Annotated in this window: 23 protein-coding genes, 2 pseudogenes and 1 riboswitch; of the genes and pseudogenes, 8 read left to right on the forward strand and 17 right to left on the reverse strand. The window is 38.9% G+C overall.

What is annotated here, in order from left to right; translation table 11 throughout:
- Nucleotides 1-7: 7 nt before the first annotated feature.
- The 9 genes from LXF01_RS07710 to LXF01_RS07750 form a co-directional block, all read right to left on the reverse strand.
- Complete coding sequence (locus LXF01_RS07710; RefSeq protein ID WP_078193879.1) at nt 8-544, reverse strand: GTP-binding protein; 537 nt, start codon at nt 542-544, stop codon at nt 8-10.
- A 9-nt stretch (nt 545-553) separates the two neighbouring features.
- On the reverse strand, nt 554-1,513 hold the full coding sequence (locus LXF01_RS07715; protein WP_233945325.1) for a hypothetical protein: 960 nt from the start codon (nt 1,511-1,513) through the stop codon (nt 554-556).
- Between the two features lie 52 nt (nt 1,514-1,565).
- The gene (locus LXF01_RS07720; protein ID WP_078193877.1) at nt 1,566-1,925 is read right to left on the reverse strand and encodes a hypothetical protein; all 360 of its coding nucleotides are present in this window, start codon (nt 1,923-1,925) and stop codon (nt 1,566-1,568) included.
- 481 nt (nt 1,926-2,406) lie between these two features.
- Complete coding sequence (locus LXF01_RS07725; RefSeq protein WP_180127739.1) at nt 2,407-2,991, reverse strand: lytic transglycosylase domain-containing protein; 585 nt, start codon at nt 2,989-2,991, stop codon at nt 2,407-2,409.
- A gap of 342 nt (nt 2,992-3,333) precedes the next feature.
- Complete coding sequence (locus LXF01_RS07730) at nt 3,334-3,819, reverse strand: GNAT family N-acetyltransferase (protein WP_180107229.1); 486 nt, start codon at nt 3,817-3,819, stop codon at nt 3,334-3,336.
- Nucleotides 3,820-3,909: 90 nt separating this feature from the next.
- Nucleotides 3,910-5,109: an acyl-CoA dehydrogenase family protein gene (locus LXF01_RS07735; RefSeq protein ID WP_180005578.1), complete on the reverse strand. Its 1,200-nt coding sequence runs from the start codon at nt 5,107-5,109 to the stop codon at nt 3,910-3,912.
- A 30-nt stretch (nt 5,110-5,139) separates the two neighbouring features.
- The gene (locus LXF01_RS07740) at nt 5,140-6,426 is read right to left on the reverse strand and encodes an acyl-CoA dehydrogenase family protein (RefSeq protein ID WP_180133979.1); all 1,287 of its coding nucleotides are present in this window, start codon (nt 6,424-6,426) and stop codon (nt 5,140-5,142) included.
- 241 nt (nt 6,427-6,667) lie between these two features.
- Nucleotides 6,668-8,041 carry an ABC1 kinase family protein gene (locus LXF01_RS07745; RefSeq protein ID WP_180005577.1) on the reverse strand — a complete coding sequence of 458 codons (1,374 nt, stop codon included), beginning with the start codon at nt 8,039-8,041 and terminating at the stop codon, nt 6,668-6,670.
- A gap of 157 nt (nt 8,042-8,198) precedes the next feature.
- A complete protein-coding gene (locus tag LXF01_RS07750) occupies nt 8,199-8,504 on the reverse strand; it encodes a hypothetical protein (protein ID WP_078191029.1) in 306 nt (101 codons plus the stop codon).
- A gap of 311 nt (nt 8,505-8,815) precedes the next feature.
- On the opposite strand from LXF01_RS07750, the gene prmB reads away from it, so the two are divergent.
- The 3 genes from prmB to LXF01_RS07765 all read left to right on the forward strand — a co-directional run bounded on the left by prmB (nt 8,816) and on the right by LXF01_RS07765 (nt 11,923).
- Nucleotides 8,816-9,826, forward strand: a complete 1,011-nt coding sequence (prmB, locus tag LXF01_RS07755) for a 50S ribosomal protein L3 N(5)-glutamine methyltransferase (protein WP_078193871.1) — start codon at nt 8,816-8,818, stop codon at nt 9,824-9,826.
- A 13-nt stretch (nt 9,827-9,839) separates the two neighbouring features.
- Nucleotides 9,840-10,934, forward strand: a complete 1,095-nt coding sequence (aroC, locus tag LXF01_RS07760; RefSeq protein WP_078191027.1) for a chorismate synthase — start codon at nt 9,840-9,842, stop codon at nt 10,932-10,934.
- A gap of 599 nt (nt 10,935-11,533) precedes the next feature.
- Nucleotides 11,534-11,923, forward strand: coding sequence for a GNAT family N-acetyltransferase (locus LXF01_RS07765; protein WP_267967532.1), 390 nt, complete (start codon nt 11,534-11,536; stop codon nt 11,921-11,923).
- Between the two features lie 104 nt (nt 11,924-12,027).
- On the opposite strand, the gene LXF01_RS07770 is transcribed toward LXF01_RS07765, so the two are convergent.
- Complete coding sequence (locus LXF01_RS07770; RefSeq protein ID WP_233945327.1) at nt 12,028-12,555, reverse strand: hypothetical protein; 528 nt, start codon at nt 12,553-12,555, stop codon at nt 12,028-12,030.
- A 174-nt stretch (nt 12,556-12,729) separates the two neighbouring features.
- Nucleotides 12,730-13,503: a hypothetical protein gene (locus LXF01_RS07775; RefSeq protein ID WP_233945328.1), complete on the reverse strand. Its 774-nt coding sequence runs from the start codon at nt 13,501-13,503 to the stop codon at nt 12,730-12,732.
- Between the two features lie 229 nt (nt 13,504-13,732).
- Nucleotides 13,733-13,823: riboswitch (glycine riboswitch) on the forward strand.
- A gap of 134 nt (nt 13,824-13,957) precedes the next feature.
- Here LXF01_RS07775 and LXF01_RS07780 point away from each other — a divergent pair.
- Nucleotides 13,958-15,199 (forward strand): D-amino acid dehydrogenase, encoded by a 1,242-nt coding sequence (locus LXF01_RS07780; protein WP_233945329.1) that lies wholly within the window; start codon nt 13,958-13,960, stop codon nt 15,197-15,199.
- Nucleotides 15,200-15,272: 73 nt separating this feature from the next.
- On the opposite strand, the gene LXF01_RS07785 is transcribed toward LXF01_RS07780, so the two are convergent.
- The gene (locus tag LXF01_RS07785) at nt 15,273-15,923 is read right to left on the reverse strand and encodes an A1S_1983 family putative colistin resistance protein (RefSeq protein ID WP_180023582.1); all 651 of its coding nucleotides are present in this window, start codon (nt 15,921-15,923) and stop codon (nt 15,273-15,275) included.
- A gap of 100 nt (nt 15,924-16,023) precedes the next feature.
- Between LXF01_RS07785 and ispF the strand changes: the two genes are divergently transcribed.
- Nucleotides 16,024-16,512, forward strand: a complete 489-nt coding sequence (gene ispF / locus LXF01_RS07790; RefSeq protein WP_168378679.1) for a 2-C-methyl-D-erythritol 2,4-cyclodiphosphate synthase — start codon at nt 16,024-16,026, stop codon at nt 16,510-16,512.
- On the opposite strand, the gene LXF01_RS07795 is transcribed toward ispF, so the two are convergent.
- From LXF01_RS07795 to LXF01_RS07810, 4 genes and pseudogenes are all read right to left on the reverse strand, one after another.
- Nucleotides 16,500-17,024 (reverse strand): protein tyrosine phosphatase family protein, encoded by a 525-nt coding sequence (locus tag LXF01_RS07795; protein WP_078191020.1) that lies wholly within the window; start codon nt 17,022-17,024, stop codon nt 16,500-16,502. The genes ispF and LXF01_RS07795 overlap by 13 nt on opposite strands.
- A gap of 57 nt (nt 17,025-17,081) precedes the next feature.
- Entirely contained in the window at nt 17,082-18,173 is a 1,092-nt protein-coding gene (locus tag LXF01_RS07800; RefSeq protein ID WP_143221612.1) for a 3-deoxy-7-phosphoheptulonate synthase, read from the reverse strand.
- A 127-nt stretch (nt 18,174-18,300) separates the two neighbouring features.
- Nucleotides 18,301-19,197 carry a sulfite exporter TauE/SafE family protein gene (locus LXF01_RS07805; RefSeq protein WP_111884308.1) on the reverse strand — a complete coding sequence of 299 codons (897 nt, stop codon included), beginning with the start codon at nt 19,195-19,197 and terminating at the stop codon, nt 18,301-18,303.
- A 375-nt stretch (nt 19,198-19,572) separates the two neighbouring features.
- Nucleotides 19,573-20,034: pseudogene (locus LXF01_RS07810) on the reverse strand (MBL fold metallo-hydrolase); the annotation flags it as partial.
- On the opposite strand from LXF01_RS07810, the pseudogene LXF01_RS07815 reads away from it, so the two are divergent.
- Together LXF01_RS07815 and lpxB are read left to right on the forward strand one after the other, a co-directional pair.
- Nucleotides 20,019-20,726: pseudogene (locus LXF01_RS07815) on the forward strand (GlxA family transcriptional regulator); the annotation flags it as partial. The pseudogenes LXF01_RS07810 and LXF01_RS07815 overlap by 16 nt on opposite strands.
- Nucleotides 20,727-20,832: 106 nt before the next feature.
- Complete coding sequence (gene lpxB / locus LXF01_RS07820; protein WP_233945331.1) at nt 20,833-22,005, forward strand: lipid-A-disaccharide synthase; 1,173 nt, start codon at nt 20,833-20,835, stop codon at nt 22,003-22,005.
- Nucleotides 22,006-22,375: 370 nt separating this feature from the next.
- Here lpxB and LXF01_RS07825 read toward each other — a convergent pair whose 3' ends face one another.
- Nucleotides 22,376-23,326 (reverse strand): AraC family transcriptional regulator, encoded by a 951-nt coding sequence (locus LXF01_RS07825; protein ID WP_233945332.1) that lies wholly within the window; start codon nt 23,324-23,326, stop codon nt 22,376-22,378.
- Nucleotides 23,327-23,507: 181 nt separating this feature from the next.
- On the opposite strand from LXF01_RS07825, the gene LXF01_RS07830 reads away from it, so the two are divergent.
- Complete coding sequence (locus LXF01_RS07830; RefSeq protein WP_233945333.1) at nt 23,508-24,713, forward strand: alkane 1-monooxygenase; 1,206 nt, start codon at nt 23,508-23,510, stop codon at nt 24,711-24,713.
- Nucleotides 24,714-24,855: the final 142 nt, after the last annotated feature.

Consider the following 24,855-nt stretch of genomic DNA (forward strand, 5'->3'; position numbering starts at 1 on the left):
ATCTTCATTAGATTGAAAGTTGAACTTCGGCTTTTGCAATAAGTGCTTCTAGAATAAAAAGAATGTCTTTTTTATTTCTAGCATCGATATAAAAAATCGGGTGATGTATCTGTTGTGAATCCTGCCATTCTTTATAAAGTTTGGTGGATTTATACTGCGTACTGTCTAAATGTGTAATCGCGATGATGATGTTTTCATTATTTTCAGAAAAATAATTTAAATAATCATTCAGCTGCTGAATTGGATGGTCATGTGTATGATCAATCAAAATAATTGTACCAATTGCGCCGTTACAAATGGTATTCCATATAAAGTTAAATCTTTCTTGGCCCGGCGTACCATATAAACCAAGTTTAGTACCATCGGCGAGAGTAAGTTCACCGTAATCGATTCCAACAGTAGTCAACATTTTTTGATGCGCATTTTGATCCGTATTAAGCGCTTCTGTACTCAGTACAGGAATATCAGAAATACTTTGAATAGCAGTGGTTTTTCCGGCACCCATCGTTCCGGCAAATACGATTTTGTATTGCTGTAAAATCATAATGAAATTTTAGATTCCTAATTTTTTTCGAAGACTACGGAAAAAACTCTGTAGTGGATTTGAAGATTCTTGAGCTGTTTTTTGGCTATGATATACACTCGCCATGGCCGGTATCTCTTCTATGATTTGAGCTATGTGGCATGCAAATAAATAACGATTAATAAAGTTTTGGCTTAAATGTATTTGTTCAGCAATATATTGAGTAGGACTACCTTCCATAAAAAAAGCGGATATTTTCAATAGTGATTGTCGTTCAGCACAATGTATAGGCTGTGGCCAATGCAAAAGTTTATAGTGGCTTGTGTAATTGGGGGGAGTATCATCTACGTAATCCCAAACAAATTGCCATAATCCATGCTGTAAATTTATTGATTCCAACCCATATTTAAAAGTGACAACTGTATTTGTATCTGCTGAAATGAGTGTGATTTCAGAATTTTGTGTGATTTGAATATTTTGTTCCATCCAAAACTCATTGCTTAAGTTATCAATGAGTGCGATTGGTTTTTGATCTAAAAGCAATAGTTGACGTTGATGTTTATTTAAATCTTTAAAAGCCTGTGAGATCTGGAGTGCATTTAATTTAGGTTTTGTGTCTTGAACAACAATAGGATTGGACACATTTACAGGATTAATGTCTCGGAACCTTAACGCAACTGAATGCTCTAACCAATGCTCAAATTGATTGTTATTTGTTAGGGGTAAAAACAGGGTATCGTGTTCGATTTGATTTGCTTTCAATTCATTTTTTTTAAGTTTAAGTATGATTAAATCTTCGTGCTTTATTTTATTTATATTCGGCAGGTCGATAAAGTCATCATTGATTAATAGGACTTGGAGTTTCGAATCTGCAATGTTTGTCCAATGAATAGTAAAAGTTTCAGATAGCTTATTTGAAATAATAGATTTAATGTCATTGATAACATTTAGATTTAAGCCAAAGATAGAAATATATAATGTGCTATTCACGAAATTGTCCAGAAAAACTGGGTTATTTCTGGTGAAATAACCCAACTTTAAATTAAGAAAAATCTAATTCTTTTTCGAAATGTTTAAGTTCATGGCGAGCCATAGCAAGGTTTGATTTACTACGGTCTAATACGAGGTAAAGAAATAATGCTTCATTTGAGTCGAGTGGGCGGATTAAGTGATATTGTTTACCCAGAGTAATTAGAATGTCTTCAATAGAGTCATTTAAATTCAACGCTTTGGCAACTTTACGCTTTGAGCGGACAACTTCAGTATTACCAGCAGCAGCTAATTCTAAATCGATGTCGTTATTGCCTTGTGTCGCCATAGCAAGGCCACTTTCGCTGTCAACCAAAGCTGCAGCAATAAAACCGTCAATGTCTGTTAAAGCGTTTAAAGATAATTTGGCCATTATTAACCCCAATAAATTATATGTTAATCAGTAATATAGTTTTACTGACCTATATGATATTAGCTAAAAATAATGAATAAACAATGCTAAAAAAAATCAGCTGGTTGATTATTGTTAATAATAAATAAAGTAAAAATGGTCTTTAAACGATTCTTGGCTGCTAATAGTTGTAGGATTGTGTAGAATATTTAAACCTTTTATAGAATTGTTGTATATGAAATTCAATTAAGGTTGTTGTTTTATAAGAGTTTTTTTATTAATAGATTTAATGTATTATTTCATTAATTTAATATACAAAAACGATTATATAAGATGAAATAAATATTAAAAATATGTGCTGTTTGTTTGTTTATTACTCATTAAAATACATCATATAATATTATTCTAGAATCTATATTTGTGATTTAAGTCTATTAAATTCAAGTATTTGTGATATATGTTAAAAGTTCAATCATGGGGTAATAGGATTGAACTTTACTTCTTATAATGCACTTTTTAAATTATTTCGATGTTGTTTCACTTGTTTTGCATAACGTTTACCTTGTTTTTTCATTTTTCGATTGGTGTTATAAGCGGTAGGTCCGACATTATAGTAGGCTAAAGCTTTTGGCATGCTGCCAGCGGCATTTTTATATTTAGTTAAAATAAATGACCCACAATTAATATTGGTTAATTCGTCATATAAATCCCCAGGGCATATTGCTTGCCAATAACGTGGCATCACCTGAGTTAAACCGACTGCACCTGCAGGTGAACTGACATAAGGGCGGAAAGTTGATTCTTGGCGAATAACAGCAGCCAGTAGTAAAGGATCTAAGTTGTATTGATCAGCAGTTTGCACAATGTAGGGTGACACTCGATTTGCAGTTTCAGGATTGACTGAATAGGCCTTTTGGATCCCTGATGAAAGTTTAACAGCACGTTTTTCTACAGAGCCACCACCGAGTGATGAACATCCAGAAATCAGGGTTACAGATATAATAACAGTTGAAAACTTTAAGCTGTGAGCGCTTAGGAGCGACGAAAGACGAGTTGAAAGGCGAGTTTTATTCAGTACATTCTGCATTTATATTCACTTTAAAATAATCATGGCTAAGTGTAATTTCTAAAGTGATAGTATGAACTGGAGACTCAGAGGTCAATATTTTCTTAAGTTGCTCTATACAGTGTAATTGTAAAAATTGATGGGAATGTACTCAAATTACATGATTGTCTAAGTGAAGAGAGAAAAACAGACAGCATTACTTGTGTCAGTATTTCTCTCTTGACATGGTACTTATTAAGATTGTGGGGACATTCAAATCCCGAGAACTTTAGTTATAAAAAACTAGAATATCCACTCATGAAATATCCCTATTTGAAAAAGCTATAACTTTTTTCAGAGGTATGAATGGAATCTAAGAATAATTTAAAGTGTTTTAAGCATCCAAATTTCGCATGCTTGGCTATGACCTGTATTGCCCTTGGGAGCTTGTAAGTGTTGAAATCCTACTTTTTCATAGAGTTTTACCGCTTGTCCAAGTGTATGTGTAGTTTCTAAATAACACGCTTTAAAATTATGATCTTTGGCGAATTGAAAACAAAGTTCTAAAATATCTTTGGCTAAGCCATGACCACGTAATTCAGGCATAAAATACATTTTTTGGATTTCTAAAATGCTTGAATCTCCAGCTAAAGGAGAAAGGCCGCCACCACCTAAAATTGTACCGTGTTGATTTTCAATAACCCAATATTGTGCATTTGCTTGCGCATAGACGTGATATAAATCATCTAAAATTGGATCTGCAACGGCAAATCCTGATTCAGGTGCTAATCCAAATTCTTTGGAAACTGTGCGAATGACATTGGCAATGCTTGCATTGTCTTCAAGTTGAAGTGGTCGGATCTGAAACATAATCATCGAAAAACAAAAAGATGGATTGTTTTATAGACTGATCCTATATAAAAATCCATCTTTAAGTTTCAAATTGCTCAAGCAAAGTAATTATTTTAATTCGCTTGAACTTTTACCCAGTTCACGTCGTGCAACGATTAATTGTTGAATTTGCTGTGTTCCTTCAAATATATCAAGGATTTTTGAATCACGTGCCCATTTTTCCAATAATTCATCTTCGTTATAACCAACTGCAGCTGCGAGCTCTACACATTTTAATGTGATTTCATTACCTACACGGCCTGCTTTTGCTTTAGCGATGGATGCTTCACGTGAGTTAGGTTTTTTGTTGTCGGCCATCCATGCGGCTTTGAGCATGAGTAGACGTGCTGCTTCCCAGTCTGCTTCCATACGGTAGATTTGTGCAGCAATATTCGAACTTTGTAAGATGGGTGTTGAATACTGTTCGTCTAATTCATCTTTAAAGATTTCTTTAATTCGCTCTAAAGATGCCTTTGCACAGCCTATAGCCATCGCAGCAACGAGTGGGCGAGTATTATCAAAAGTTTCCATAACCCCAGCAAAACCCTTTGCTACATCAATTTCAGCATTGCCTAATAAGTTTGCAGCAGGGACACGACAATCTACAAAACTAATGGCAGCAGTATCAGAAGCTTTAATACCCAATTTATGTTCTAGGCGTTCTACAGTCATTCCTGGTGTACCTTTTTCAACAACAAAGGATTTAATCGCTGCTCGACCTAATTTTTTATCTAGTGTTGCCCAAACAACTACTGAATCAGCACGTTCGCCCGAGGTGACAAAGATTTTTTCACCATTGAGGATGTATTCATCGCCATCTTTCGTCGCTGTTGTCCGAATTGCTGCTGAATCAGAGCCGCAATTGGGTTCTGTAATGGCCATAGCGGCCCAAGTACCTTTTAAGCGTTCTAGTTGTTCATCATTGGCTACTGCTGCAATAGCTGAGTTGCCAAGCCCTTGGCGAGGCATACTGAGCAACAGGCCTGTATCTCCATAGCACATCTCGATGATACTGAGAGCAGTCGACATATTGACACCGTTTTTATTTCCCGTGTCTGTGTCGCCACGTTTATTGACGGCAGCACCTGCATTCATGCCATCACCGCCATCATTCATACCGTCGACGAGGGAAGACAACATGTCTAATTCTTTAGGATAGGCATGTTCGGCTTTGTCATATTTACGTGAAATAGGACGTAGAACATTTAAAGCGACTTCATGGGCTTGGTCGATCAGCAATTTAAATTTTTTCGGATTTTGTAAGTTCATGGACATTTCCTTGTTTTTTATTTTGCTGAATTACGCATGTAAGCCAGATTGAAGAATCGCTGTGGCACGTAAGTCTCGATACCAACGTTCTACGGGATGTTCTTTGGTAAAGCCATGACCACCTAATATTTGCACGCCATCAGTCCCAATTTTCATCGATTTTTCAGCACATAGCACGCGAGCTAAATAGGCTTCACGATGAAAGGGCTTGCCAGCTTCGGCTAGACTTGCTGCGTTTAGGATGAGCATATGCATGGCATCTATTTCGATTGCCATATCTGCAATCATAAATGCCACACTTTGACGATGTGAAATTGGCTCTCCAAAAGCTGTACGTTCGTTGGCATATTGAATGCAATACTTTTTCACTGCAGTTGCGGTACCAACAGCCATTGCACACCACATTAAATTGCCAAGATCGATAAATGAGGTATAGTTGAAATCTTGATCACCTAAGCGTTGGGCAGGGGTGTGAGTAAATTTTAAAGTTACCGTTTCAGTGGCTTTTAAACCCATAGCTGGTGTTTTTTTAGCGCTAATGCTCTGGTCGCGTTGCACAATAAAAACTTCAGGCTGCCCATTGAGCATGGCACTCACCAAGAGCACATCTGCCTGTTCACCTAAAAGGACTAAGGTTTTCTCCCCACTGATTTTATACTGCTGGCCATCAGCAATCGCGTGAGTTTTAAGTTGATAGGGATTAAATGCCGCTGTTGCCTCTTGAACCGCAAAGCTTGCACGTAGGGCTGAATCATCTGCAAATGCCGCTAAGTAGGTTGCTTGAACAGATTCGGAACCCCATTGGGTGATGGCGTTGATACAGCTAAATGTCGACAATAAACCTGCTGTTAAACTAAAGTCACCTTCAGCCAATTGTTCAGCAATTAAGATATTGCTAATGATATTTTTTTCTGCCGCGACGCCACCCAAATCTTCAGGTAAGGCATAATAATTTAGACCTAGATCTTGGATATGTTGCCATAACGCTTCAGGAAATCTTTCCTCTTGATCGGCTTGATGAGCAAGTGGATACAAGACTTCTGTGGCAAACTGCTGCATCGCATCAGCAGTCATTTGTTGTTCTTCAGTCAGGTTTAAATCAAATAATGATTTTTGTTGATTAGGCAAACGTTGTTTATGCACATCTTTGTTGGTCTGAAATACTTTTTGCGTTTGGCTCAAGGTTTTAAAACCAGCTTTTGAGCTCTGATACAAAGATTTTTCAACAAATTTGCGCAGTTTAAACTGATCGAGTACATCACTTCCGGCAATTTTAGTTAAAAGTGAGAGTCCAAATCCTTGTGCCTTGTTTACCATATTGGTCATTGTTGTTTTCCATTTGCGTTATTCTTATTTAATGCTGACATGCCAAAGATAGAAAAACCATGTCATAAATGACATGCGTGATTGTCAAAGATAAACGGCGAGATTAGGTGGGATTTGATAGCTAAATGATTAATTAAGAATAGAAAAGTAAAAAGGCTTAAAAGGATTTTTATTTTAAAATTGACTTGGCTGACATTTGAGTCAGCCAAGTCTTGAAGTGTGCATTGAATGATTATTGATATTTTTGAATCATACGACGAACATTGGTTTTTGCTTCAATGACGGTCATAAAGGTATATGCACCGATAAATTTACGGCTAATAAACATAAACTCTTTAGGTGGAACTGAGAAATAGCGAGATGCCATCGATTTTGACGCTTGTTGCATCACACGGCTATGTAATTGGCTTTTTTTCCAGTCATAGCGTTGTTGTTCGTCCATAACACCAGCAGGGATGTTTGGGTTATTTTCAGTGCTACTAAATGCCTCTGTCGCTAACAAAAAGACTTTAGCCATATCAGGTTTAATACTTTGTGGAATACCATCAAAGAACTCATAACCTGTCATCGCTTTGACCATTTGCTCAGAGCTGTGATGGTAACCCGCGGTAATCAAATTACGCGCAACCCCTAATAGATGCTCATCGAACTGCCGAATCGCACCAAAGTCGAGGAGAACAATTTTATCTGGCACATCCGCACCGTTGCCCAAACGGACCAAATAGTTTCCGAAGTTAGGATCGGTTTGCATTTCACCCCATTCAAAAATTTCACGTACGGCAATCTCAAGTGATGCTTCACCTAAGGCATTACGGCGCTCTTGAGGAAGTGACAGCATTACTGGGCTATTAATCGGCACACCACGTTCAAAAGTCATACACAGCACTTGAGGTGTTGAATAACCTTCAATGATTTGCGGCACGATATAGCGTGGGTCTTCTTTTAAGCGTGCTGCAAAACGGCGAGTGGTATCTGCTTCGATTTTATAATTTACTTCACGATGCATCATTTCACGAACTTCATCAAACCACTGATCAAATTCACGGGTTTGAGGCACCATTCGTGTCAGTTTGAGCATGTTTTTGAATAGATTCATATCTGAATCGATTGCATCTGCCACACCCGGATACTGGATTTTTAATACCAGTTCTAAACCATCAGATTTACGTTTTGCACGGTGAACTTGTGCCAAAGACGCAGTGCCAAGTGGCTCATGATCAATCACTAGATCATCAAGCTTTGAGCCTAGTTGATTTTGTAATTGGACTTTGATGGCTGGCCATGCCAATGCAACTGTTTGATTGTTCAGCGTGTTGAGGGCTTGGGTGATTTCTTCAGGCAGAAAATGTTCACCATACAACGCCATCATTTGCCCAATTTTTACAATCGAACCTTTTAATTTACCAATTTCTGCGACGAGATATTCAGCCTGATCTTTCATGGCTTTTTTACGCTTTTTCTCTTTTTCTTCTTCACTCGAAAAAATAGAAGTAGCGTTTGATGCTGCCCAACGAGTTCCCGCAAGTAGCGATGCCTTTGCGATAGATAAGCGTCGATCCATAGAAGACGTTTTCAAGTGTTTGAGCTTATCGTTCTGATCTGACATGTAAATTAAATCCTTTAATCAGCAATTCGCAGAAAAATACATTGTAGCTAATTTTAACGTTTCTTAACGTATTAAAATAGTTCAACTTACTGAATATGCAGTAAGCATTTGCAAACTTAAGCAAGATGCCGCGTAGACAGGTACATTGGAAAGAAAACTATAAACGATATTTGATTTTTACCGTATCGTTTTGCATCAATGCGGCTTTATGTTCTTCAATATGTTGATGAATAAGATGTTGGACAGATTCGTCTTTAAATCCGGCAGCATAACCTTTGACAATAATAATGCTCGGTAAGCTAAAAAATAGGGTACGTGCGTTTTCTAGACTCGCATCAGGGAAAACTTGATGTTCGATCAGTAGTTGCTGAAAAAATGCCTTTTCAGTTTGCACATTTAAAGACTGAGTGTCTTCCCAATAGCTTTGACGCATAGCCATGAGGTTATTGTGCTTATAGCTCATTGGAGCTCCGCATTTAAAATTTAACTGTTTGTATGGGGATGATTTTAAGAAATTAAAGCTTAGGATCAAGTATAAATTGCTAAACAATTGAGCTTGAATTGGTTTTTATTCGTAATTTTTATCTATTAGGTTTTATAGCATGCTGAAGAAAAGCCTAAAGTACAAATTTCATTTCAGCGAATGTATCTGACCTATATATGCAGGTTATGAAATGCTTTCAAGCTGTGAATAATGCCGTATTTTTATTATATATAGCATCAAAACAAGGTATCATAGGGCGTTTAAAAAATTATGAACTGGAGACGCCTTAAGTGGATCGACCGACTATTAGCCCTGAACATTTACAGGAAGCAGCTGAAAACCTATCTACAATTCGTGATTATATCCGCTTTGGGGTAACAGCTTTACGTCAATATGATGCCCACTTAGGACAAGGTACAGAAGACTATTTTGCTGAAAGCTCAGCATTGGTTTTACAAACGTTATCTCTAGATTGGAATGCAGATGCGGAAATCTTAGATGCGAAATTATTGCCAAGTGAAGTTGCAGAATTTTTAGCATTGTTAGAACGTCGTATTAATGAAAAAGTTCCAACGTCTTATTTACTTAACTTGTCATATTTCTTTGGTAAGCCATTTTATGTCGATGAACGTGTACTGATTCCACGTTCTCCAATTGCAGAATTGATTGAAAACCGCTTTGCGCCATATTGCTTAGGTGAAAATGGCGAAATGGGTGCTGCGGTTAATAATCTACCTGAAAATGCCAATCCAAAAACTCCTCAGCGCATTTTAGATATGTGTACGGGTTCGGGCTGTATCGCGATTGCCTTAGCTTATGCATTCCCAGATGCTGAAGTTGATGCAACTGATTTGTCTAAAGATGCACTTGAAGTGGCACAAATTAACTGTGAACACCACAATAAACAATATCAAGTGGCTTTACTTGAGTCTGATTTATTCGCCAAAATTCCAGCAGAAAATCAATATGATTTGATCGTGTCGAATCCACCATATGTGGATGCTGAAGACATGGCAGATTTACCAGAAGAATTCCACCATGAACCTGAAATGGCGCTTGCTGCGGGTCAAGATGGTTTGGATCTTGTGCGTAAAATGTTGGCACAAGCTGCAGATTACCTGACTGAAGATGGCTTAATTGTGATCGAAGTGGGTAACTCAGAATGGGCAATGCGTCAAAACTTCAATACCGTTGATTTTTACTGGTTACAGTTCCAAAAAGGCGGTACAGGTATCTTTGCATTGACTGCTGCTCAATGCCGCGAATACCGAGATTTATTCATTCAATCTGTTCAAGCATAAGGAGTCGTTTGACATGGCAGGTAATAGTATAGGGCAACTCTTCCGTGTAACGACTTGTGGTGAATCTCATGGCGTTGGTCTGATGGCCATTGTGGATGGGGTTCCACCGGGTATTGAACTGACTGAAGCCGATTTGCAAAAGGATCTGGATCGTCGTAAGCCGGGCACATCTAAGTTTGCGACTCAGCGTAAAGAACCCGATGAAGTTGAAATTATTTCAGGCGTATTTGAAGGCAAAACAACCGGTACATCGATTGGTCTATTGATCCGTAACACAGATCAAAAATCAAAAGATTATGGCAACATTGCACAAACCTTCCGTCCGGGGCATGCAGACTATACGTATACACATAAGTATGGTTTCCGTGATTATCGTGGTGGTGGTCGTTCGAGTGCTCGTGAAACTGCGATGCGTGTTGCTGCGGGTGCGATTGCTAAAAAATACTTGTTTGAGAAATTCGGCATCGAAATTCGTGGTCATGTAACCCAAATTGGTACCGAAAAAGCAGAGAAATTGGACTGGAATGAAGTTCCGAATAACCCATTTTTCTGTGGTGATGCAGATGCCGTCCCACGTTTTGAAGCTCTCGTAACGTCACTTCGTGAACAAGGAACGAGCTGTGGCGCCAAACTGGAAATTATTGCGACGCAAGTGCCAGTTGGTTGGGGCGAGCCTGTATTTGATCGTTTAGATGCAGATATTGCACATGCCATGATGTCCATCAATGCCGTAAAAGGTGTGGAAATTGGTGATGGCTTTGGTGTTGCCGAGCAGTTTGGTCATGAAACACGTGATGAGTTAACTACGGATGGTTTCTTGGCAAACCATGCTGGCGGCATTTTGGGGGGTATTTCGAGTGGTCAGGACATTCGTGTTGCGATCGCCTTGAAACCAACAGCATCCATTACTACGCCGGGTAAAACCATTACGATTAATCGTGAAGATACTGATGTGTTGACCAAAGGTCGCCATGATCCTTGTGTTGGTGTTCGTGCAACACCAATTGCAGAGGCGATGTTGGCAATTGTGCTCATGGATCACTTCATGCGTAACCGTGCACAAAATGCAGACGTTGTTGCACCATTTGCCCCAATTGAACCCAAGTGAGGAAACAAAGCGTTGCTTTGTTCCGAACGCGGTTATTGAATAGCTTTAGCAAGTCACAGTGGATAAATAACAAAGCGTTGTTTTGTTCCGAACGCGGTTGGTGAGTAGCGTTAGCGAGTCACATTGGATAAATAACAAAGCGCTGCTTTGTTCCGAACGCGGTTGGTGAGTAGCGTTAGCGAGTCACATTGGATAAATAACAAAGCGCTGCTTTGTTCCGAACGCGGTTGGTGAGTAGCGTTAGCGAGTCACAGTGGATAAATAACAAAGCGTTGCTTTGTTTCGAACGCGGTTAGTGAATAGCTTTAGCAAGTCACAGTGGATAAATAACAAAGCGCTGCTTTTTGTTCCGATGCGGTTGGTGAATAGCGCTAGCGAGCTACACTGATGAGCAAATTGCATAAAAAACCAGACAATTGTCTGGTTTTTTTATTTCAGTAAAATAGACCCATGAAAATAAATAGCTAAAAATATGAATATAAGAAATGCTTTACTTGGTGATATTCAGCAGTTCGAAAGCTTAATGAATATAGCCTATCGGGAGAATCATCCCAAGAGTTGGACCACGGAACATCATATTGTTCAAGGAAATCGAATAAATGTGTCTCAACTCAGTCAACTCTTACAAAAAAAGGGATTTTCATTTATATGTGATTGAATCGGTACATGCGCAGATCAAGGGGTGTATTGGTATTCAAATGCAGGGGATGAGCTGTGAAATTGGTCATTTTGCAATTCATCCAGATAAGCAAGCTCAGGGCTTTGGAAAAAAATTATTGCAATTTGCAGAACAGCAAGTGATGTTGATGGAACCCAATGTTGAAGAATTTGTCATGTATGTGATTGATCGGCGTTTAGAATTAATAAAATATTATCAACGGCGTGGCTATAAGCTAACAAATGAAAATCAAGCCTATCCTCTTCATCTAGAGGTAGGTCAACCGATATGTGAACTGACAATTAAACAATTAATTAAACGAATAAAATAAAGATCATGTGATGCATTTGATTAATTTATAAGATGAGATGAATAAAAAATCCCAAAAGAAAACATACACTAACTTCTGGGATTTTTATTTTAGACTATTTGGGCTTAAGAGTAAGCACGTAAAAATAGTCGATAGGCATCTGAAGATTTTTGGTTTTTTAACATATAGTGTGCGATTTCACCTTGGTTGGTATTCATAATCACAGCAATATTTTTTGCGTCCCGAAATTGTTTAAGCACAGCATCTGGGATCATCACGGTATTAGAAGAATCAATCACATTTGAATTATCTAAGCGGCGATAATTTGTTTGACCAATTGCAGCATAAGACAATACTTTACCGTCAATCACAAAAGATATTTCACTCATATCAAGCTGCTGTTGATCATAAGAATGCAGTGAAAGCGCATACTCACCTTTGTTTTTTTGCCAATCAATTGCAAGTTTAGGACATTTTTGCCCTGCTTCACACAGTAACTGACCTCGAGTAATGGTTCGTTGGATCACTTTGCTGTTTTCAACGGTATTCACACCATTCAGCTTCAACGTTCTTGTTTCAGGTTTATTTTTAGGTACGGTAATACAACCCGTGAGTAGTAGGAGTGTAAATCCAAGAACTAAATAATTTTTCATGTGTATTTCCATGTTAGCGTTATTTTTATAAGCAATATTTATTTTGGCGCATATTCACACAGAAAAACAAAAAAGTACAATACATCACACTTTTCTAGTTTTGTTCGAGCACTGCCTTAATATAAGTAGTGGATATTCAAATAAATAATATTTTTTAGTGATGTTAAGCGGACTTCATTGAAGTTTGGATAACTTAAGTAAGATCTGTGATTTTGCGCTATCAATCTGCTCGGGATTGGTTTGTCGAGATAATTGATCACGTGGTTTTTCACCTAAAAAATATTTGATCCGTTCGGCATTTGCACCTGATGGATGGGGAAGTCCCGCTAGAATCTGTCGATCATTTAAATAGCCTAAGCTGCCTACATAATTTAAAACCTCATCTACACCTTTGCCTAGCGGGATGTAAATTGCATTAGGAAGCTGTTGAACCATAGGAATAAAATAATCATAAATATGTTGTTTTAATAATTCATTTTTTAGCATTGCGGGTGTTGAGCCAGCATAATTTTTTCCATTGACCAAAATGCATTGCTGTAAAACCGAGCACATTTGCACCTTATCTTGATGATTGCTAAATAGCTCTGCAGTGGTCTGTATGCCTAATTGATTGTGTAATCCAATATGATCTAGCAGTTGAGTTAAATTTTTACGAATAGGGCCGCGAAAAGCGCCACTATTCTTGGCAAGTTTAAGAATGTTTTCCTCAGATACTTGCTCTACTAAGCCGTCCTTTGCTGCGATTAATGAATTACGCCATTGTTGTTGGCCTGGGCAGATGCCGACGATGACCACTTTTGCATCATGATTTATGGCCTCGAATGGTGCATAAAAGCTTTGAATAGTTCCCAGAGTCTTAAGTAGGAGTAAATCACTTTGAGTTAATTCTTCAATAGCATGTGTTTTGATCACAGATGCGTAGCGAGAGAAAAGAGTTGAATCCGACATAAAACTTCAATTTTTCTAGGTATAAATTTCATTCAGTATTTTAAACCTTTATTTTAAAGATGAAGTATTTAGGTGTAGAAAAAAATGATTTTAAATTTATAGACTAACAACTTAAATTGATAAAAAATAATATTTAACAATATTGACCCAAATAGGACTTGAGATTTGGTACAAATATTGCTCATATCTAACTAAGGCAATACCAAGATGAATGCCGAATAAAAACGAATGGATGATTGCAGGAGAGAAGCACAGATAGTGCTCGCCGAAGGAGCAAGTTCCCCCAGGAAACTCTCAGGCAAAAGGACTGTAATCATATAAAAAATCTGGAGAGAAGTAGGCCGGATCTACTCACCGAAGGGGAAGGTTCACATTGCTTCGCAAGGAACCAAAGCTCTCAGGTACCAATGACAGATGGGGCGAACATAGGAAATATAATTTCCAAGGAGCCTATATGTGTCATATTGTTGTGATTGGTGCAGGTATTACTGGGGTAACGACAGCTTACGAACTCGGATTACTCGGCTATCGTGTCACTGTGGTTGATAAACATCTTTATCCTGCGATGGAAACGTCGTTTGCCAATGGTGGTCAATTATCAGCCTGTAATGCTGAGGTCTGGAACCAAAAAGCAACGGTGGTGAAAGGCATCAAATGGATGTCACAAAAAACCGCGCCATTATTATTAAATCCAAGTTTTAATCTACACAAATATTCATGGCTCTTTGAGTTTATGGGACATATTAAAGATTATCGTGAAAATACTCACGAGACTGTACGTCTCGCATTGATGGCACGTCAGCGTTTATTTGAAATAGCTGAGCATGAAAACTTACAGTTTGATTTAGAAAAACGCGGCATTTTACATTTCTTTCATAATCAACATGATTATGAGGTGGCGACTCAAGTTAATAATATGCTCTGTGAGGGTGGCTTAGAGCGTCATCCTGTGACATTAGCTGAAATCCGTGATATTGAGCCTAGTCTGACAGGTGAATACTATGGTGGTTTTTATTGTCCGGGTGATGCTACTGGAGATATCCATAAATTTACGACGCAGCTTGCCAAAGCAACAGAACGCTTTGATGTGAAATATATGTGGGGTTTTGAGGTGACTGACTTTGAGCATCATACAAAAGGTGTCAATGTTCGATTAAAAGCCAGTGATGAAAATATGGAAAATCCTGATGCTGATACCATACTTGAAGCAGATGCTGTGGTGGTCTGTGGTGGCGTAGGTAGTTATGAACTTGCACATAAACTCGGTGATCGCGTAAATGTGTATCCAGTCAAAGGATATTCAATCACCATTAATTTAAATGATGAACAAAGTCAGGCCAATGCGCCTTGGGTAAGTCTGTTGGATGAAAGTGCCAAAATTGTGACTTCACGCTTAGGTGCAAATCGACTCCGTGTTGCAGGTACGGCAGAGTTTAATGGCTATAACCGAGATATTCGTGCCGATCGTATTCAACCCTTAATTGATTGGTCAAATCGTAACTTTAATCTCTCTACAGAACATGTGGTGCCGTGGGCGGGTTTACGACCAATGATGCCCAATATGATGCCTGTGGTGCATGCAGGTAAGCGTGATCATATTTTCTATAATACAGGGCATGGTCACCTTGGATGGACCTTATCTGCGGCAACAGCTGCAATGATTAGCCAGCAAGTGCAGCAAACACATCCGATTTAACTGACATATTGTAGACATCAAAAAGCCTCAATGTTGAGGCTTTTTGATGTTTCTAAGTCATTCGAATTTGATCTTAATCATATAAACGATAAATCCCTGCAAAACGTTCACAGCCTTTTTGTTCGGTTTTTACTGAGAGTAAGGCTTTACTGTAATTGAACTGATATTTGCAGTCGTGTTCATTATCGGTGATTTGATTTTTTTGTTCGGGTGTTGTGTAAGCTAAAAATGGAATGGTTTGTGTTTCAACTCGATTGTTCGGATTACGATAGGCAATGCCTTCTATTTTGATGCTGTCTTTGCCCAGTTGATGTACCTTTAAATGTACAGGTGATGTCGCAAAATGGCCATTTTCAAATTTAAGATAATGCTGCGTTAAACTTTGGTTCATTGAGGTATAAATATTCAAATCTTCATGGCGAAGCTCAAATTGTTGTTTAAAACACTCCAAGTTTTTGCATTGCTGAACACGACTGTACCATAATTTTTGCGTATCTATCAGTAAGCGTATTGGGGCATCGGTAATTAACTGCGCTGTTAAAAAAAGCCCATCTAACTTTTCACGCTGTTCTTCAAAACCGTCAGAACAGTAATTTTTTTTTGCCTGAGTATTGGCATGATCACAGTCTATCTTTTCTGCATGCGTAAACGTCGCTAGGCCAGAACCTATGAGCAGAACCAGTCCGAATTTTTTGATGATATTTATTTCTGTTTTCAACAGCATGATCGCTTATACTTTCACTATGTTGCGCTTGCCCACACTATAGCGAAATAGAAAGCGTGAATACAAGATTTCAATCATTATTTTCTCAAGGAACTCAAGCATGATAGCTCAAATTCGTATCGGTCAGGGCATGGATGTGCATGCATTTGAAGAAGGTGACTTTGTAACGCTTGCTGGTGTTCAAATTCCACATACACATGGACTCAAAGCACATTCAGATGGTGATGTGGTACTGCACGCGCTTTGTGATGCATTATTAGGTGCTTTGGCACTTGGAGATATTGGTCAGCATTTTCCAGATACAGATCCAAAATTTAAAGGTGCCGATAGTCGAGTACTTTTAAAACACGTCTACCAACTGATTTTAGATCGTGGATATGTACTTAATAATGCTGACATTACCGTGGCTTGTGAGCGCCCTAAACTAGCAAAACATAATTTAGAAATGCGTCAAAGTATCGCAGATGTTATGGATGTTGAAGTTACACAAATTAGCATCAAAGCGACCACCACCGAAAAATTAGGGTTTACTGGTCGCCAAGAAGGTATTCTTTCTACTGCAACAGTACTGATTTCTCACGCAAAATGATCTGGATGGATCAGCGCATGTTGTAAATCTTGAGTTGCTTTACGGCCTTGAAGTTGTAAGGCAACCGCATGGATTAAACCTGTCCATGTTTCATTGGGTTCCCAAATTTGATGCATCAAATCTTGAGCCTTTGGCATATCAACATCCATATAGTATTGACGATATAAATACATCAAACTGCTGACACGGAAGTTTTTTGCACAGTGCAGCCAAACCGTTTGACCTTGAACCAAATGGTCAATCATATCGAGTACTAAAAGGCATTGATCATCTGAAGGGGTATCCCAAGAAATTGGAACTTGGATATAGTTCAGGCCTAGATCTAGGCAAATGCGGTCTTCATGCTCAATATGATTGGATGCATCGGTCAGTGCTAAATTAATAACCGTTGAAACACCATATTCTTTAATCGTTTGAAGCTCAGAAGGAGATGGTTGACCGGACGTTAATAAGTGTTCATGTATATATTGGAAGTTTTCAATGTGACTTAACGCATTTTCGATTTCATTCATCTGACAAATAATCCTTCAAAGTAAAACGCCATCTCGAAGATGGCGTTTTTCATTCACTTAGCGTGTCGGTAACACGTCTTTAAGTGCTTCATGCATCTCTAACAAGACTTTTTCAGTCGTATCCCAATCGATACAGCCATCAGTCACTGATTTACCATATTCGAGGTCACATAGGTTGGCAGGAATATCCTGACGACCACCTTTTAAATGACTTTCTACCATAATACCCACGATTGACTTGTTTCCGTCAAGGATTTGTTCAGTAATATTTTTGAGAACAAGGGGTTGTAGGTACGGGTCTTTGTTTGAGTTTGCATGACTGGTATCAATCATGATTTTGCCACTAACTTTTGCTTTGGCTAATGCCGCTTCGGCATCTGCAACAGAACCTGCGTCGTAGTTTGGTTTACCGTTACCGCCACGAAGTACAACGTGTGCATATGGGTTACCACTGGTACGAATAACTGAAACTTGACCTTGGTCGCTTAAGCCCAAGAAGCTATGACCATGTTTAACAGATTGCATGGCATTGGTCGCAACGGTTAAACCGCCATCTGTACCATTTTTAAAGCCAACTGGTGAAGAAAGGCCAGAAGACATTTCACGATGTGTTTGGCTTTCAGTGGTACGCGCACCAATCGCTGACCAAGAGATAAGATCTTGGTAGTACTGTGGTGAGTTTGGATCGAGCGCTTCAGTTGCACAAGGCAAACCTTTTTCATTCAATTCAAGTAAAAGTTTACGACCAATACGTAAGCCTTTTTCGATGTTGAAAGAATCGTTCATGTCTGGGTCATTAATCAGACCTTTCCAACCCACAGTGGTACGTGGTTTTTCAAAATACACACGCATCACGACATAAATCGTATCTTGGATTTTGTCACTTAAAACTTTTAAACGGTCAGCATAATCATGTGCAGCGACTGTGTCGTGAATTGAACATGGACCAATGACAACAAAAAGACGTTTGTCATTTCCATCTAAAATATTACGTACAGTTTCACGGCCCTTAAGGACTGTTTGATAGGCAGTTTCAGTCAGAGGTAGCTCTTTTTTTAGTTCTGCAGGAGTAACAAGTGGCTGAATGCTTTTTACATTCACGTCATCAATGTCGTTTTGGGTAATAGAATTTGACTGTAAAGTATTCATTGCCGTCACTGGTTTGATTATACAAAAGGTTGTTTCGTGAGCTGAATATAACATGAATATAGCATTCAAATGTTATAAAAAAGATCAATAAGTCTCTGAAAAAAAAGTGATGAATCGGGCAGTTAATTTAAACCTGCTGACTATTCACCGTCGGTGCGATCAACATTGCAGTTGTTGGTTTTTCGACAGGTTTTGATTTTACTGGATTAATGATGAAATTCATGCCTAAAACAAACAAGGTAATGCCTAAGACTTTACGAATAACTTTTTCAGGTAAACGTGAGCTGATCAAAGTTCCGACAACAATCGCTGGAATAGAACCCACCAATAACCAACCCAATAAATGAAAATCGACATTACCTGAGCTCATATGACCCAAGCCTGCAACCAGTGTAAGAAGCACGGCATGTACGACGTCAGAGCCGATAATACGAATCATCGGTAAGTTCGGGAACATAAGAACCAAAGCCATAATACCGAAGGCACCTGCACCAACAGACGATAGGGTAACGAATACGCCTAAAATAATCCCCATGATGATGATATATACACGCTTATTTTTAGCTTGGAAATTGATACGCTCCAGATCAGCACTCATATCATCCAACTGATCAGTTTTTCGAAATTTATTAAAGAATTTTTCGATATGACCACGGAAAATAATTGAGATCCCTGTAATCGTCAGCATAAAACCCAAAAACATGGTTAATACCGTTTTGTAATGTGTCGATTGGCTCAGATAGTTTTCCAGTACCCAATGGGTCGCAAAAGACGCAGGGATACTGCCGACTGCAAGCCAAATGACAATGGTCCAAACGATATTCATTTTACGGGCATGGACTAAAGAACCACAAAATTTTGAAATTGCGGCATACAGTAGATCTGTACCGATCGCAATGTGGGGTTCAATTTTATATAGGCTAATCAGGATCGGGGTCATCAATGAACCACCGCCAACGCCGGTAATACCTACGCAGAAACCTACAATTACACCTGCCAGAATGAACTCTAAAGGACCGACCATCGCTGAATGCCAAATATCAAAAAACGTGCATATCTTATGACTAATTGATATAAGTCGTTGTCTCGATTAGTGATTTGCTTGTGAAAAAAATAGATAAAGAATGATTTTAATTTTGAAATAAATGAATTTTTACTAAGCTAAGTTATTGATTACGGTTTTCTCAAGTAGTTAATAGTTAAAATGGAGATTATGCTGCAGTGAAATCATGTATTTAGAATATAAGGTGATGACTATCTGAAATGCATATCTAATACCAAAAAACGCACCGTAGGTTTATTTTCCTAGTCTTTAATTAGTTATTTATCGATATATGCAACAGTGTATATAAAGTCCACTGCTGCAAAGTCTCATACGCTTTAAAAAGGCTAATATGCCTTAAAAAGATAAAGTTTCGCCATCTAAAGGAATCAACACTTTATCCTGAATATTTTGAGCTTTAACATAGGCTGCCAGTTGTTCACGCGTTAACGACATGTGGTTAATGGCGTTCATATGTACTGCGACAATTTTAGCCTTCGGCGCTTGCTGTACAGCTCGTAAGGTGTCTTCTTTGCCCATAATAATCGACTCTTTAAACCCATCGACTAAGGCGTTGCCTGTATTCAAAATAATCACATCAGGTTGGAAGGTTTGAATAGCTTGATCCACTTCAGGGCGCCAAATCGTGTCACCCGCCAAATAAATGGTTTCATGTCCTGCGGCTTCAAAAATGATCCCCATGGCTTCACCCAATCTTTTTTTCAGTTCTGGGACACGATACATTGCATCTGTACCGTGTTGTCCACCAGTTTTGGTTAACTTCACTCCTTCAAATGTGGTTTGCGTTAATACGCGTACATGAAAAAGGAATTAAGATCGCAGGCCTGTGCTACGGCGCATATCCATTGGCGTATGCTGGGTTACTTGATCACAAACAGGTCACGACACATTGGGCTGGCAGTGCCGATTTTAAGCAAAAATTTCCATGTCTGAACTTAGATAAAGATGCTTTATATATTGAAGATGCAGGCCTCATTACTTCCTCAGGTACGGGGCTGCTTTAGATTGTTGTTTATACATTGTCGGAGAAATTTACGGGGGCGAAAATTGCCAATAAAATTTCGAGATTGATGGTAATTCCAACCCATCGTGAGGGCGGGCAGGCGCAATTTATTGAACAGCCGATTTCTACAATGACTTACGATACGGAGATTAATCGTTTACTCGATTATTTACGGAATAACCTGTCGAAACCGCACACTATTGAAGAACTTGCCGTTTATTCCAATATGAGTAGAAGGACACTAACTAGACATTTTAAACATGCGACAGGGCTGCCTATTGTCACTTGGTTAAATAATGAAAGACTACGATATGCGGCTGAATTGCTTGAAGTGACAGATTATTCGATTGATAAAATTGCGGAAGCCTCTGGTTTTAATACCGCAGTGCTATTTCGTAAAATGTTTAAGAATAAATACGGCACAAATCCGAACCATTGGCGGAAAATTTTTAATCAGCAGCTAAGTAGCAGTGAAGATTATTCTTAAAATGTTGAATTAAAGACGTGCAGCTTTTTTTTGGAAATCTATTAACTTTGCGAAGGACTCGTATAGAATCTATAGCTAAAGAACATTGAGTTAAAAGGACAGACTTTTGCAAAATCGGAAACTTAAAATTGGCATCGTGGTTGGGGAAGTATCCGGGGATACATTAGGCGCCAAACTTATCCGTAGTTTTCGAGAGCAAGGGATTGATGCGGAATTTGAAGGCATTGGTGGTCCGCAAATGATTGCAGAAGGTTTTAACAGCTATTATCCGATGGATATTTTATCGGTGATGGGGATTGTTGAAGTCTTAAAAGATATTAAAAAACTCTTTGCTGTACGTGATGGTCTGGTTGAAAAATGGACTGAAAACCCTGTCGATGTTTTTGTGGGGATTGATGCACCGGATTTTAATTTGCGTTTATCCAAGAGCTTGAAGCAAAAACAGCTACCGATTAAAACAGTGCAATATGTCAGCCCTTCAGTGTGGGCATGGCGACAAGGCCGTGTGCATGGCATCAAGGCGAGTATCGATTTAGTCCTTTGTTTATTTCCTTTCGAAAAAGCATTTTTTCAAAAATGGCAAGTTCCGGCTGCATTTGTCGGACACCCATTGGCAAGTCAGTTGCCTTTAGATAATCCACTCGTTGCGGCTAAACACGAGTTAGGCTTAGATGAGCATCAAAAACACATTGCATTACTTCCGGGCAGCCGTCGCGGTGAAATTGAGCGTTTGGGGCCTTTGGTGCTGTCTGCCGCACAGATTTTGACGGAGCAGCATCCAGACTATGTGTTCCTGATTCCTGCAATTAATGATGCACGTAAACAGCAAATCGAATTGTTGCTCAAGCAGTACCCTGAAGCATTACAAGCCAAAGTTCGCTTGATGGAAAACACCGATACCGAATCTAAAATTGGCCGTCAGGTGATGAACGCATCGAATATTGTCGCTTTGGCTTCGGGTACAGCGACTTTAGAAGCGATGCTTTTACACCGCCCAATGGTAACCTTTTATAAGTTAAATTGGCTGACCTATCATGTGGTGAAATTGCTGATCAAAATTCCGTATTATTCATTGCCAAATATTATTGCGGGCAAAAAGGTGATTCAGGAACTCATCCAACATGATGCAACGCCTGAAAAACTAGCAGCAGAAATTGAAAGCTTGATGGATGTTGAAAAATCGCAAATTCAAGTGATGCAGCACATCACCATGCATAAACAACTGCTTTCAGGCAACAGTGAAAACTCTGTGGAAGCGATTTTAAAGCTTTTAAATTAAATAACTGATGTTATGCAGTAACATCAGGAGCGTAATTTAATTTAAATAAAAGTATGATACACGGTAACGTCATCCGCAACTGTTCGACGCAGGACTACTTCTAATCAAAAAAGTTTTTGCGATACTTTGAGTAATTTGACGCTAGTGAACGAGTTTTGTCGGTGAGGTGCATTGCACCGTAAGATGGTTTCCTTGCGAAGCTTCGCTTCTCATTTTGCCGAATGAGAAACAACGTTTCGTAAGAGTACCTCCAGCCGAAGGCTAATCCCTTTATTCAATCCCTAGATGTAAGACTCCGTCGAATAAGATTAAAAATCATTTTAAAAATGCAAAATTACTTTTATGTGCGTAACGTCAGTTAAATAAACCTCTAAGGTGACTCAGTTTTTGCGAGCTGATGCTGCTGTCGATACTGGCTCGGTGTGAGATCATAAAACTTTTTAAAAGTTTGGCTAAATGCCGTTTCAGATGAGTAACCGATACGATGGGCAATTTGTTGAATAGTCAGTTGCCCCATTTGTAAGTGCTGTGTTGCTAGTCGCAAACGATGTTGCTGTAAATAGGCAAGTGGGGATTCACCAAGCATTTGAGTGAATAAACTGGCAAATTTAGAACGTGACATACAACATTGTTCTGCCAAACTTTCGACGGTCCAAGCATGCTGTGGTCGTTCATGAATCGCGGCTAAAGCATTGGATAATTCAGGATGACTCAAGGCATGCAACCAACTGCTTGAATCTGACAAGGCTGCAATATAATCACGCACACATTCGATAAATAAAATGCTCACCAAATGATCCAAAATTTTGTCGCGGCCTGGACGGATCTGATGCGCTTCAACGGCCAGAAAATGTAAGCCAATTTGCAACCATTCCGGTGCGGTACTACTCATAATGTGTGGTGTATGTAACAGCGTGGGGAGGGCATTCACTAAAGGCTTTGCCATAATGCTGTCGACATGTCCACGGATCGCTAGTACAAATAATTCCTCTGCTTTATGAGATTCGGCAGAATTTAATTCAATGGTTTTATTTCGTTGCTCTTGAAACAGTGGCGTGATGTTTATTGATTCGACCAAGACATCAGACTGTATAGATTTGCAGTAATGATTTTGCCCTGAGGGAATAAGGCAAAGATCGCCAGTTTCAAGTAAGACCTGCTCTTGATCTATATGCACAACACACTGACCTTGAATCACTACATACGCAACCATGGCATTGTGATCTTGAAAATGAAAAGCCCAAGGATGCTTTGATCTCAAATAAATATATTCAGATCGGTGGAGATGAATATCATCAAAAATTTTACTTAAAGCATCCATATTTCAAATATTTACTCATATTAATTTTGTACTTATTGATGGTCACTATGTGTTTAAAGGTCAACATTTATCCTTAAATGCCAAAGACGATCGCATAGTTTTTTTGGACGCTTAAAACTGTTCTGGCTGCCCATATTTTACGAATATAAACACAGAAGAAGTAATTAGGGAAGTCTAGCGCATGAATGCACCAGTAAAATTAAATGAACAGCAGCTCGCTCAGTTAGAAAGCAAAATCGGTAGTGTTTTAGATAAAAAACGTTATGGTTGGCTATTGAGTCCAGGTTTACCAGTCATTGGTATGGGGATTTTGGCGGGTTATCATTTTGGTCCCAAACCGACAAAAAAACTATTTGCCATGGGCGGGCCGCTTCTACTGCATGTCATTATTCCTGCACTGGATGCACTGATCGGTGATGATGCCAATAACCCGACAGATGATGACATCAAAGTTTTAGTGAATGATCCCTATTATGATCGGATCGTCAAATTATTTATTCCACTGCAAATGGCAGCGAACGCTTTTGCAGGCTATGTGGTTACCCGTAAAGATGTTTCATTATTAGATCAAGTTCTACTTGGGATTTCGATGGGTGCAATTAATGGCGTCGGTGTAAATACAGCACATGAACTCTGCCATCGACCACATAAAAAAGACCATTATTGGGCACATGCGACGCTCGCGCCTTTGGGCTATAGCCATTTCCGCATTGAACATCCTTATGGGCACCATAAACGTGCGGCAACGCCTGAAGATCCTGCATCTTCAAAAATGGGTGAAACCTTTTATGAGTTTTGGCCACGCACGGTATTTGGTGGAATTAAATCGGCGGTGCAGATTGAGAAACAACGCTTAAAACGTAAAGGTTTAAGTTTCTTTTCGAAGGACAATGAACTGTTTCATGGTTGGGCGATGAGTGCAGGTTTTCATGCCGCGATGCTGAAAATGTTTGGTAAAGGCGTGACACCGTATTTAGTTACACAGGCCTTTTATGGAATCAGCCTTTTTGAAATTATTAATTATATTGAACATTATGGCCTGAAGCGTGAGCAAAAAGCGGATGGAAGTTATGCGCGAACCATGCCTGAACATAGTTGGAATAACAATAATATTGTGACCAATCTATTTTTGTATCAATTACAACGACATTCAGATCATCATGCGTATCCGACTCGTCCATTTCAGGCTTTAAGACATTTTGACGAAGCGCCAGAGTTGCCTAGCGGCTATGCCACTATGCTAATTCCTGCTTTAGTACCCTCTATTTGGTTTAAGATGATGGATAAACGGGTCTATGATCACTATCAAGGTGATTTAACTAAAGCCAATATTCATCCTAAACGTCGTGCAAGTATTTTAAAAAAGTTTGCGGTTTCAGACGTTTAAATTGAAAACATGATGAGAAGAATCCCAAGCTTGTCTGCTTGGGATTTTTTATTGTGCGTATTATTAACCGATGCTACGCAGTAACATCAGAAGCGCACGTTGATTCAAATAAAAGAACGATACACGGTAACGTCATCCGAAA

The sequence above is a fragment of the Acinetobacter sp. SH20PTE14 genome (genome assembly GCF_021391555.1).
GTDB classification, from domain to species: Bacteria; Pseudomonadota; Gammaproteobacteria; order Pseudomonadales; family Moraxellaceae; genus Acinetobacter; species Acinetobacter amyesii.